At 67.4% G+C, this 12335-nt stretch carries 6 protein-coding genes and 1 other RNA gene; 5 read left to right on the forward strand and 2 right to left on the reverse strand.

Features of this window, described 5'->3' with window-relative positions; genetic code table 11:
• Positions 1–123 precede the first annotated feature (123 nt).
• Together ACFTSF_RS40685 and panB are read left to right on the forward strand one after the other, a co-directional pair.
• Positions 124–1896: an NAD+ synthase gene (locus ACFTSF_RS40685; RefSeq protein WP_380160838.1), complete on the forward strand. Its 1773-nt coding sequence runs from the start codon at positions 124–126 to the stop codon at positions 1894–1896.
• A gap of 176 nt (positions 1897–2072) precedes the next feature.
• On the forward strand, positions 2073–4130 hold the full coding sequence (panB, locus tag ACFTSF_RS40690) for a 3-methyl-2-oxobutanoate hydroxymethyltransferase (protein ID WP_380160840.1): 2058 nt from the start codon (positions 2073–2075) through the stop codon (positions 4128–4130).
• Positions 4131–4527: 397 nt separating this feature from the next.
• On the opposite strand, the gene rnpB is transcribed toward panB, so the two are convergent.
• Both rnpB and ACFTSF_RS40700 read right to left on the reverse strand, forming a co-directional pair.
• An RNA gene (gene rnpB, locus ACFTSF_RS40695) (RNase P RNA component class A) lies at positions 4528–4926 on the reverse strand.
• An 8-nt stretch (positions 4927–4934) separates the two neighbouring features.
• The gene (locus ACFTSF_RS40700) at positions 4935–5303 is read right to left on the reverse strand and encodes a DUF952 domain-containing protein (RefSeq protein ID WP_380160842.1); all 369 of its coding nucleotides are present in this window, start codon (positions 5301–5303) and stop codon (positions 4935–4937) included.
• A 212-nt stretch (positions 5304–5515) separates the two neighbouring features.
• Here ACFTSF_RS40700 and ACFTSF_RS40705 point away from each other — a divergent pair, with 212 nt between their 5' ends.
• From ACFTSF_RS40705 to ACFTSF_RS40715, 3 genes are read left to right on the forward strand one after another with little or no spacing between them, the layout of a single operon-like run.
• Complete coding sequence (locus ACFTSF_RS40705; protein WP_380160844.1) at positions 5516–8326, forward strand: hypothetical protein; 2811 nt, start codon at positions 5516–5518, stop codon at positions 8324–8326.
• Between the two features lie 10 nt (positions 8327–8336).
• Positions 8337–11153: a carbohydrate-binding protein gene (locus tag ACFTSF_RS40710; RefSeq protein WP_380160846.1), complete on the forward strand. Its 2817-nt coding sequence runs from the start codon at positions 8337–8339 to the stop codon at positions 11151–11153.
• A gap of 10 nt (positions 11154–11163) precedes the next feature.
• Positions 11164–12285, forward strand: a complete 1122-nt coding sequence (locus ACFTSF_RS40715; RefSeq protein WP_380160848.1) for a ThuA domain-containing protein — start codon at positions 11164–11166, stop codon at positions 12283–12285.
• The last annotated feature ends 50 nt before the right edge of the window (positions 12286–12335 follow it).

Below are 12335 nucleotides of genomic sequence, written 5' to 3' on the forward strand. Positions count from 1 at the left end.
CACACTCAACCCACCCCCGCCGTACCCCACATCCACCAAAAGTCCCCACCCCACCAACCTTCGTCGCTACCTATTCCGCCGGGCAGGCAGCTGAAAGACCAGCGGAGACAGTAGTGTGCTCTCGTGTCTCAGCTTCGGGTGGCTCTTGCTCAGCTCAATGTGACTGTCGGTGATGTGGACGGGAACGCCGAGAAGATCGTTGCCTGGACTCGGAACGCGGTTGAGCGGGGGGCTCATGTGGTGGCGTTTCCGGAGTTGGCGCTGACTGGTTATCCGGTGGAGGACCTTGCGTTGCGGGGGTCGTTCGTGGATGCGTCGCAGGGGAAGATTCAGGGGCTGGCGAAGCGGCTTGCCGATGAGGGGCTTGGCGACATCGTGGTGGTGTGTGGGTATCTGGACCGCGCCACCGGTACGGCGATGGGGGTCGATCGGCTCGGCCGTCCGAAGGGGTCGCCGACCAACGCGGCTGCGGTGATCCACCAGGGGCGGGTGGTGACGAGTGCGGTGAAGCATCACCTGCCGAACTACGGGGTGTTCGACGAGTTCCGGCACTTCGTTCCGGGGAGCACGTTGCAGGTGGTTCGGATCCACGGGGTCGATGTCGCGCTGGCGATTTGTGAGGACCTGTGGCAGGACGGTGGGCCGGTGGCGGTGGCCAAGGCCGCTGAGGCGGGACTGCTTCTGGTGATCAACAGTTCGCCGTACGAGGCGAACAAGGACGACGTACGGGGCGAGCTCGTCACGCGGCGTGCTCGGGAGGCCGGGTGTGCGCTGGCCTACGTGAACCTGATCGGCGGTCAGGACGAGCTCGTGTTCGACGGCGACTCGCTGATCTCCGACGCCGAAGGCAACATCTTCGCGCGCGCACCGCAGTTCGAGCAGGGCAGCATGGTCGTCGACCTCGATCTGCCCGCCGCGACCAGTACGCCGTCCGGTACGCACGAGGGCATCGAGATCGTGCACACGGTCATCCACGAGGACGCACTGCCGTCGTACGAGCCGATCCCGGCCGCGGTCGCTCCCCGACTGGCGGACGAGGCCGAGATGTACGGCGCGATCGTCACCGGCCTGCGCGACTACGTGCAGAAGAACGGGTTCAAGTCGGTCCTGCTCGGGCTGTCCGGCGGCATCGACTCGTCACTCGTCGCGGCGATCGCCTGTGACGCGGTCGGCGCCGAGCATGTCTTCGGCATCTCCAACCCGAGCGTCTACTCCAGTGAGCACTCCAAGGACGACGCCGCCGAGCTCGCCGCGCGCACCGGCCTGAACTACCGAGTGATCCCGATCCAGCCGATGGTGCAGCCGTTCATCGACACCCTCGGCTTGACCGGTCTGGCCGAGGAGAACCTGCAGGCCCGCGTCCGCGCGGTGATCTGGATGGGCCTGTCGAACGCCGACGGTCACCTGGTACTTGCCTGCGGCAACAAATCCGAACTGTCCGTCGGGTACTCGACCATCTACGGCGACGCGGTCGGTGGTTACGCACCCCTCAAGGACGTTCCGAAGACCGTCGTCTGGCGATTGGCGAAGTGGCGCAACGAAGACGCCAAGGCCCGCGGCAAGCAACCGCCGATCCCCGAGAACTCGATTGCCAAACCCCCGTCCGCCGAGCTCCGCCCGGGACAGCAGGACACCGATTCGCTGCCGCCGTACGATCTGCTCGACGACATGCTGGACGATTACGTCGAGCTGGACCGCGGCAGCGCCGAGCTGGTCGCATCCGGTTTCGAGACCGAGCTGGTGAGCAAGGTGATCCAGCTGGTCGACCGCGCGGAGTACAAGCGCCGGCAGTACCCACCGGGCCCGAAGATCACCCACAAGGCCTTCGGCCGGGACCGCCGGTTGCCGATCACCAATGCATGGCGTGAGGACGCACGGAAGGCAGCCGAGCACTGAGCGACTCCTGGCGGTACCGCCCATCCGAGGACACACCGTGGGGCTCTCCTGAAGAGGTCGGCGGTGACTCAAGCACGTCCAGCGACCGTGACTCCGACCGGTCCCGGGACAATGTGACTGACCACTCAGCGACAGGCGGTGGCGCTTACCCTCCGCATCAGTGGGACGATGAGGGCATGGTTGACAACTTCATGTCGGCCGGTACCCAGGACGACGACGAGCTGCCCTCGCCGTACGGGACCGGACCGTCGAACCGGACAACCGAAGAGCACCGCCGTTCGGACTACGACAGCGACCCCTGGCGGGACCGGCCCAACGGGCTCGGCCTCGACCCGTCGCCGTCGCTGCCGAACGCACCGCGGCAGTTCGAGCGCGGCCCCGTGCCGCAGCAGCCGTACGTGCCGAAGCCGCCGTACCTGCCCGGCCCGCCGCCGGCCCAGCCGCCGCAGCAACAGCGGTTCGCCGAGCCGCCCACGCAGCCCCAGGCGCCGGTTCAGCAGCCGCCACGTTCGCCGTACGGCGAACCACCGCAGCGCCCGGAGTACTACGGGGAGCAGTCGCGGGGTGATGAGCAGCAGTACGGACAGCCGGCGTACCCGCAGGAGAGCCCGTTCCGTCCGCAGCAGCCGCCTGCGCCGAATCGGCCTAGTCCGTTCGCTCCGGGGAACGGGAACAACGGCGTACCGCCGAACCGGCAGGCTCCACCGCCGCAGCAGCCCCAGCAGCAGGCACCTCAGCAGCAGCCCCCGCGGCCCCCGGCCGCGTCGCAGGGCAGCAACGGGCTGACGCAACACGCGCCGCCTGCGTCGAACGGGTCGACCAACTGGAGCAGCCCGGCCCCGCAGCAGAACGGCGTACCGCCGACGACCGGTGCGTTGCCGCAGCAGCAGCCGGCGCCGAGCAACGGCCTGGCCCCGCTGCAGCCGCCGCCCGGTCGGCAGCCGGAGCAGCAGGCGCCGTCACAGCATGCGCCGCTGCAGCCGCCGAACCCGCCGCGGGTGCCGGCCCAGCCGCAGACCAGCAACGACGACCAGGCCAGCCAGCACCGGCCGCCCGCACCGACGCCGGCACAGGCATCCGCGCCTTCACCTTCGCCTGCGCCGTCGCCTCAGTCCGGGCAGCCGGCGCAGTCGCAGCCGTCGTCGCCGGAGCAGAGCTATCTGTCGGATCCGAGTGCGGAGTATGAGAGCAACACCCCAGTGAGCGAGCCGCGGTCGCGGATCGGCGCGCGCCGGCGGGCCGACGTACAGCAGGACGCCCCCAGCCAGGTCCATGCCGAGCACGTCGCGTCGCACCGCGCTGCGCGTCGAGCCCAGGCCGCAGCCGCCGGTACGCCGGAGGTCGCGAACTCGTCGGCGCCGTCCGAGAACGTCTCGTCCGACACCGGTGCGCTCAGCACCGGCGGCGCCGGCGCACCCTCGGGGGACGCCCCGAAGCGGCCGCGGCGGTACCGGGTCCACCACCTGCGGGACATGAAGAACCGCGGCGAGAAGTGGGCGATGCTCACGGCGTACGACCAGTACACCGCCGAGATCTTCGACCAGGCCGGCATCCCCGTCCTCCTCGTCGGCGACTCCGCCGCCAACAACGTCTTCGGCTACGACACGACGCTTCGTGTCACGGTCGACGAGCTCATCCCGCTCGCCCGTGCGGTCGCGAATGCAGCCGACCGTGCTCTGGTGGTTGCCGACCTGCCGTTCGGTTCGTACCAGGCGTCGCCGGAACAGGCCTTCCACACCGCAGTCCGCTTCATGAAGGAAGCCGGCGTGCACGCGGTCAAACTCGAGGGCGGCCGAACCGTCGTACCGATGGTCGAGAAGCTGACCCAGTCCGGCATCCCCGTGATGGCGCACATCGGCTTCACCCCGCAAAGCGAACACAGCATCGGCGGCTACCGAGTCCAAGGCCGAGGCGACCAAGCCGCCGGCCTGATCGACGACGCAGTAGCCCTCGCCGAAGCCGGCGCCTTCTCCCTGGTCCTCGAAATGGTCCCCGGCGACGTAGCCGCCGAAATCACCAAACGCATCCCGATCCCGACCGTCGGCATCGGCGCCGGCCGCGACACCGACGCCCAAGTCCTCGTCTGGCAAGACATGGCCGGCCTCCGCTCAGGCCCCATGCCCCGCTTCGTCAAGCAGTACGCCGACCTCCGCGGCATCCTCACCGGCGCCGCCACCACGTACGCCGCCGACGTAGCCAACGGCACTTTCCCCACCGACGACCACACGTTCTAACCCCTCCCCGGCTACCGCCGGGGACGTGCGCGCTACCGCGCGCGAGTGTGCGGGCTCATCGCCCGCGCCCCCGCGTGCGGGCTTCGCCCTTGCACGCTCCCCCACGCGCCCTGGGTTCAGTTGCAGGCTGCCGCCTGCGATGTGCGGCTACCGCCGCCAGCAGACGCTGCCGCGCGGGGCGGCGAGGCACGGGTTAGTTGGCGAAAGGCTCACCGGCGGAACCGGGCACTGGAATCACCGGACCTGCAGGCCATCACAACTGGGTTGTCGCCCCGGGGCTCACGCCTGAGCACGGCCGACGACAGCAATTGTGGAGTGCTTGGGGTCCGCCGGAAGCTACAAACGGGGGCCGCGGGCGATGAGCCCGCACACCCGCGCGGCAGGCGGCGTACGAGTGGGAACGGGTCGGTCCGTAAGCCGGATCCTGTTGTGGCGATCATCTATCTACGACGACTGTTGCCAGGCGCCTCTAGCGGCCTACCCGCGAGCTCGGGCGGGCAGCCCTCGAACGCTCGCGCGGACGGCGGTTGCCCGTCGTCCTTCTTGGCCTTGCTCCACGTGGGGTTTACCGAGCCTCCGCAGTCACCTGCGGAGCTGGTGGTCTCTTACACCACCGTTTCACCCTCACCCGCACCTCGATGAACCACGGGGTTCACCGAAGCCGCTGGCGGTCTGTTCTCTGTGGCACTGTCCCGCGGGTTGCCCCGGGTGGGTGTTACCCACCACGTTGCCCTGTGGAGTCCGGACTTTCCTCGGCGCCCACTCGCGTGGACGACGCGATCGCCCGACCGACCCGTTCCGTGATCAGGATACGGCTTCGGCGGCCACCTCCGGCCATCGGCCGTCGGCGGCACGCTGGTAGCGGCGGACGTCGACGACCGCGTCCAGGTTCAGCGGGCCGTAGACGTGCGGGAAGCTGATCCCGATCCCGTCCAGGTCCTCGTCGCACAGCGCCGACACCAGCCGCTCGGTGTCGATCACCAGCAGGTCCAGCGGGCCGGCCACGTCGTCGTACACGAAGTTGGCCACCATCGCGACCTGGTCGTACCGCGACGCATGAATGAACGTCGCCCCGTCGTCGAGGGACTTGCCCCGCGTCGACCACCGGTAGCACCCGGCCTCGACCGCCGCTGCCCAGTCCTCCGGAAACGCCAGATGAAAGATCGTCGCCATGCGCACACCCTAAATCGCCCCCGCCGCACAATCCCGCCAGCACGCCGCCCGCAAGATCTGGGCGGATGTTTGTAAGAAGTTGGCCTTTAGTTCGGATGGTCGCCCAACGAAGTCTTGACGTGACGCTCCGGGGCAGGAAATATCCGATAGCACCCAGGGTTCTTCCGTGCCCGGCCGATGGGTCCGCCCCTAAAGCTCATCAGTGAGGTCACATGCACGCCCCCGTGCACTCAGCCCTGCCCAGAATTCGGCCGAAACCCAGAATCCGGCTCAGTATCCTGCTCGCCCTCCTCCTCACGGCAACGTTGCTCGTCCCCGCGCCGGCAACCGCCGCACCCGGTACGACGGCCTGGCAGAACGGCTCGTTCGTCGTCGACACCCCGAACGTCGTCCGCCGCTCGGACATCGTCCTCCAACGCCCCAACACCGCACCCACCGAATCCCTCCCGCTCGGCAACGGCGCTCTCGGCGCAGCCGTCTGGGCGGCCGACGGCTTCACCGCGCAACTCAACCGCACCGACACCTTCCCCGACCGCAAATCCCTTGGCCACCTAGTGATCCCGGGCCTCTCCCGGCTCACGACAGCGCCCGACTTCACCGCCAAACTCGACCTGTACGACGGAATGTTGCGCCAGTCGGGCGGTGGCATGACGCTCACCGCGTTCGTGCGAGCCGACACCCAGCAGCTCGTCGTCGACGTCACCGGCGCTGATCCGAACAGCACGCAGACCGCCCAGGTGAAGTTGTGGAGCGGACGCTCCCCCCAAGCCCGGGCATCCGGCGGTACGGCGGCCCTCGCCGAAACGTGGGTCGACAACAATGGCGCCGGTGCTTCCGGCCGAACGTTCGGATCGCTGGCCGGAATCACCGCGGGCGGCCGCAATGTCGTCGCGAGCACCCCGAACAATCTCACCGCCCAAGTCAGCTTCCAACCCAACACGAATGGCTCGTTCCGAGTCGTCGTCGCGGCGCCGACCTGGACGGGTGGCGACGCAATCGCCACGACCAACACAGTCCTAAACGGTGCAGCGCAGGGCGAAGTTCGCAACGCGCATCTCCAGTGGTGGCACAACTACTGGAGCTCGGCAGGCCTGATCAAGATCAGCTCCGCCGATGGCACCGGCGACTACGTCGAGAACCTGCGAGCGATCTTCCTCTACGCAAGCGCGGCGCAGAGTCGCGGCGTACTACCAGGATCGCAAGCCGGTGTCGCCGACCTGTTCACGTTCTCCCAAGACAAGCGCGACTGGTACCCGGCCGGCTACTGGTTCTGGAACCTCAGGATGCAGGTAGCCGCCAACCTGGCCGCGGGACTACCCGCCCTCAACGACCCCATGTTCCGCCTCTACAACGACAACCGAGACGCCATCGCGGCCTGGACCAGCGCGCACATGCCCGGCAAGCAGGGCCTCTGCGTCCCGGAGACGATGCGCTTCAACGGCAACGGCACCTACAACGGCGGCAACGACAACGCCTCCTGCGACTCGACCATCCCGCCGATGTGGAACTCCCTGAACGTCACCACCGGCGCCGAGGTCGGCCTGTGGGTCTGGGAGCACTACCGGATGACCGACGACCGAGCCTTTCTCGAACGGCACTACCCGTTGATCAAAGGCGCAGCGCAGTTCCTGCTCTCGCACGCGACCACCGGTTCGGACGGCAAGCTGCACACCCGGTCGAACGCTCACGAAACCCAGTGGGACGTCACCAACCCGGCCACAGATATCGCAGCGATGCAGTCCTTCTTCCCAGCCGCGGTGAAGGCTGCCCAACTCCTCAACGTCGACGCGGCCCTGGTCAGCCAACTCAACGCAGCAATCCCGAAAATCCAAACGCTGCCGCGAACCGACACAGCCACGCAGACGCAGCTCCTCACCCCCGCGGACGATGCCAACGGCCACACCATGATCGGCCCGTCCACCCAACCCGCCGCACAGCGCCGCAACTTCGAGAACATCGGCCTCGAAGCGGTCTGGCCCTTCAACCTGATCGGCGACAACTCGGCTCTGGGCCGCCGAACCTTCACCGCACGCAGTTACGTCAACAGCCACACCTGGAGCTACGACTCGCTGCACGCCGCCCGGCTCGGGATGGCGAATGAGGTCAAGACCTCGCTGCTGGCAGCGATCAGGCAGTTCCAGGTCTACCCGTCCGGCATGGCAAGCTTCACCGCCCAACCGGCGTCCGAGCCGTACATCGAGCAATCCGGCGTCCTAGCCGTGGCCGTCCCCGAGGCACTCGCCCAGGACTACGACGGCCTGCTACGCATCGCCCCAGCCTGGCCAAGCGACTGGACCGGCGAAGGAACAGTTGCCATCGGCCACAAATCCAAGGTCCACGTCCAGATCACCGCCGGTACGCCGACCACGGTCGCAATCACGTCCGGCGCCAACCAGCAACTCGCCGTACGGAGTCCGTGGCCCGGCCAGAGTGTCACTGTCCTGGACGGACAAACCCGGGCGACCGTCGTCGCACCCCAGAGCAACGCGACGTTCACGATCCCGGCTCAGGCCGGCCGGTCCTACCTGGTGGAGAAGACCGGCTCGGCAATCCAACCCTTCCAAGCTCTGTCCGGTACGCCGGCCACCACACCCCGGCGCTACGACAAGGCCACCATCGGCCTCCCCAAAAGCACCGGCACGATCAGTCTCAAGGCCCGTGCCAACGGCAAATACGTCACCGCCGGAACCGGTACGCCGCTGATCGCCAACAGCACCACGATCGGTACGGCGCAACAGTTCGACCTGGCGGATCTCGGCAACGGCAACGTGTCGCTCAAGGCCAGAGCCAACGGCCTGTTCGTTGCCGCCGACAACGCCGGTGCGGCCCCACTGCTCGCCAAGAACGCGGCCGTGGGTTCGTGGGAGACCTTCCAGCTGATCCGCAATCCAGACGGCACAGTCAGCTTCCGCGCGCAGGTGAACAACAACCTGGTCTGCGCCGAGAACGCCGGTGCCGCCGCCCTGATCGCCAACCGCACGGCGATCGGCCCCTGGGAATCGTTCGATCTGACTTACAACTGACGGAGTACTCATGCGCACTAGAACTCTCCGGCGGATCTCTTTAGCGATCGCCGCCGTCCTGACCGCCGCGGTGGGCCTCACCGCATCCGCCCAAGCCGGGTCGACCATCCCACCCGGCGACTACCAGCAGATCTCGCTCGCCAGTGGCGGCAACGAACTCGGCGAGGCGATGTCGCTCGCCGTGCTGCCCAACCGCTCGGTCATCCACACCGCCCGCGACGGCTCGGTCCGGATCACCGACGTGAACGGTACGACGAGCCTGGCCGGCAAGCTCAGCGTCTACACCCACGACGAAGAAGGACTGCAGGGCGTCGCGGTCGATCCGAACTTCGCGACCAATCGCTATGTCTACTTGTACTTCTCACCACGACTGAGCACACCCGACGGCGACGCACCAACCGAGGGCACACAAGCCACCTGGGACGCCTGGAAGGGCGAGCTGCACCTGTCACGCTTCACGCTCGCCGCGAACAACACCCTCGACCTGGCCAGTGAGAAGATCGTCCTGCGGGTACCGAATGATCGCGGTCAATGCTGCCACGTCGGCGGCGATCTCGACTTCGATGCTGCAGGCAACCTTTACCTGACGACCGGTGACGACAGCAATCCGTTCCAGTCCGACAGCTACACGCCGATCGACGAGCGCACGAACCGCAACCCACAGTTCGACGCGCAACGCACCTCGGGCAACACCAACGACCTGCGCGGCAAGGTGCTCCGGATCAAGCCACAGCCCGACGGGACCTACACGATCCCGTCCGGCAACCTGTTCGCGCCGGGGACCGCGCAGACCAAGCCGGAGATCTATGCGATGGGCTTCCGGAACCCGTTCCGTATGAGTGTCGACAAGGCGACCGGCATCGTCTACCTGGGCGACTACGGCCCGGACGCCGGTGTCACGAACCCGAACCGCGGTCCCAACGGCCAGGTCGAGTTCGACCGGATCACCGCGCCGGGCAACTACGGCTGGCCCTACTGCACCGGCACGAACACCACCACCGAGACCTACAACGACTACCAGTTCCCCAGCGGCCCGTCCGGAGCGAAGTACAACTGCGCGGGCGGAGCCACCAACAACTCCTTCCGCAACACCGGCCGGACCACCTTGCCGCCGGCTCAGCCGGCCTGGATCAGGTACGCCGGTGATGCCGGTACGCCGCCCGAGTTCGGCAACGGCGGTTCGGAGTCACCGATGGGCGGCCCCGTCTATCGGTACGACGCCAACCTCAACTCGCCGGTGAAGTTCCCGGCCTCACTCAACGGCCGCTATTTCGCCGGTGAACTCGGTCGCCAGTGGATCAAGGCGATCGAGGTCACCGGCAGCGGTGGCGTCGGCGACATCGGCGCGTTCCCGTGGAACGGCACCCAGGTGATGGACATGGCCTTCGGACCGGACGGCGCGCTCTACGTCCTCGACTACGGCACCGGCTCGAACAACCAAGCACTGTGGCGGATCGAATACATCGGCGCCCAGAACCGCAACCCGATCGCCAAAGCCGCCGGCACGCCGACCTCCGGCGGGCGTCCGCTCACGGTGGCCTTCTCCTCAGCGGGCAGTTCGGACCCGGAGGGTGGCGCGTTGACCTACCGCTGGACGTTCGGAGACGGAGGCGCCTCCACGCAGGCGAACCCGTCGTACACCTACAACACGGCCGGCAACTTCACCGCGACTCTGACCGTGACCGACCCAACCGGGCTGACCGGCTCGGCGAACGTCCAGATCAGCGTCGGCAACACCGCCCCGACCGTCACGCTTCAAACACCAATCGACGGGCAACTGTTCTCGTTCGGCGACACGGTTCCGTTCCAGGCGACGGTCACAGATCCGGAGGACGGCACGATCGACTGCTCCCGAGTAAAGGTGACCTACTGGCTCGGCCACGACGCCCACGAACACGAGATCACGTCGAAGACCGGTTGCAGCGGATCCATCGCCGTACCGGTGGATGGTGAGCACGATCCGGCGGCCAACGTGTACGGCGTCTTCACCGCGTCGTACACGGACAATGGCGGACTGACCACGGTCGACAAGCACAAGCTGCAGCCGCGGCATCGCCAGGGCGAGCACTTCTCCGCCCAGTCCGGAATCCAGCTGGCCGATCACGGGGCAGCCGAAGGCGGAAAGACGGCCGGGTTCATCGACAACGGCGACTGGATCTCCTACACGCCGTACGCGGTTGGCAATGCCTCGTCGTTCACCGCACGTGTCTCTTCGGCCGGTCCTGGTGGCACGCTCGAGGTCCGCGCCGGCTCGGCGACCGGAACGCTGCTCGGTACGGCGACCGTGCCGAACACCGGCAGCTGGGACACGTTCACCACGATCAACGCCAACCTGAGTAACAGGCCGGCCGGGACGACCACGTTGTTCCTGGTCTTCAAGGGCGTCACCGGTCAAGGCAGCCTCTACGACGTCGATGCCTTCACGCTCAACACGTCCAGCTCGGGCGGGACCACGACCGAGGGCGAGGCGTTCACGTCGCAGTCCGGTGTCCAGATCGCCTCACATGCCAGCGCCAGTGGCGGCGCGACAGTCGGCTTCATCGAGAACGGCGACTGGGCCGGGTACTCCGGAGTGAGCACGGCCGGGATGCGCGGCTTCACTGCACGAATCTCGTCGGGCGGGGTCGGCGGCACGCTGCAGATCCGCGCCGGTTCCGCGACGGGCACGTTGCTCGGATCGGTCGCCGTACCGGTCACTGGCGGCTGGGAGAACTTCCAGACCGTCTCGACCACCTTGAACGCGTCAGCGAGTGGTCCGTTGTTCCTGTCCTTCGTCGGCGGCGCCGGAAATCTGTACGACGTCGACACCTTCACCGTGACTCCCTGAGGGGCCTGCCATGACTACTTTCACACGTCGTACCGCATTGATCGCCGGTGGACTGCTCGTTGCCGGCGCCAACAACCTTCCCGCGTTCGCGGCGCCGTACCAGGTGCTGGTGTTCAGTAAGACGGCCGGTTTCCGGCACGACTCGATCCCGGCCGGCATCCAGGCGATCCGCGATCTGGGTGCGGCGAACGGGTTCACCGTGACTGCGAGCGAGGACAGCAATGTGTTCACCGCGGCGTCGCTGGCGGCGTACAAGGCGGTGGTGTTCCTGAGCACGACCGGGGATGTTCTGAACGCCACGCAGCAGGCGGCCTTCGAGTCGTATATCAACGGCGGTGGCGGGTACGTCGGCGTGCACGCTGCCGCGGACACGGAGTACGACTGGCCGTACTACGGGCAACTGTGCGGGGCGTGGTTCCACAGTCACCCCGCGATCCAGCAGGTGACCGCACGCGTCGAGGACCGCACGCATCAGTCGACAGCCCATCTCGGTGCGACGTGGGTGCGCACCGACGAGCTGTACAACTACCGCACCAACCCGCGGCCGAACGTGAAGGTGCTGATCAACCTCGACGAATCGACCTACACCGGTGGGAACATGGGTGATCACCCGATCGCCTGGTACCACGCCCAAGGCTCCGGCCGCTCGTTCTACACCGGCTTCGGGCACACGATCGCGTCGTACTCCGAGCCCGCGTTCCGTCAGCACCTGCTGGGCGGCATCCAGTACGCCGCTGGTGCCACGTCGACGCCGCCAGTCATCCCTATCGAGGGTGAGGCGTTCACGTCGCAGTCAGGCGTGCAGGTGGCCGCGCACAACGGCGCCAGTGGCGGCCGGACGCTCGGCTACATCGACAACGGCGACTGGGCCGGGTACTCCCAGGTGAACACCGCCGGCAAGACCAGCTTCAGCGCCCGAATCTCCTCGGGTGGTGCCGGTGGCACGATCCGCATCCGCTCCGGCTCAGCAACCGGCCCGGTACTCGGCACGGTCGCCGTACCGGTCACCGGCGGCTGGGAGAACTTCCAAACCATCTCAACCACCCTCACCCCCGGCACCGGCCCCCTCTTCCTCACCTTCACCGGCGGATCCGGCGCCCTCTTCGACATCGACACCTTCACGCTCAGTTAGCCGCTAACGTCCGAAGGATCGGAGGGCGTGGTCTCCGATCCTTCGGACAT

The sequence above is a fragment of the Kribbella sp. NPDC056951 genome, from assembly GCF_042674205.1.
GTDB lineage: Bacteria > Actinomycetota > Actinomycetes > Propionibacteriales > Kribbellaceae > Kribbella > Kribbella yunnanensis.

Bases quoted from the DNA above. Each gene is read 5' to 3' on its own strand.
- panB (WP_380160840.1), top strand. From the start codon at position 2,073: ATGGTTGACAACTTCATGTCGGCCGGTACCCAGGACGACGACGAGCTG.
- ACFTSF_RS40700 (WP_380160842.1), bottom strand. From the start codon at position 5,303: ATGGCGACGATCTTTCATCTGGCGTTTCCGGAGGACTGGGCAGCGGCG.
- ACFTSF_RS40705 (WP_380160844.1), top strand. From the start codon at position 5,516: ATGCACGCCCCCGTGCACTCAGCCCTGCCCAGAATTCGGCCGAAACCC.
- ACFTSF_RS40710 (WP_380160846.1), top strand. From the start codon at position 8,337: ATGCGCACTAGAACTCTCCGGCGGATCTCTTTAGCGATCGCCGCCGTC.
- ACFTSF_RS40715 (WP_380160848.1), top strand. From the start codon at position 11,164: ATGACTACTTTCACACGTCGTACCGCATTGATCGCCGGTGGACTGCTC.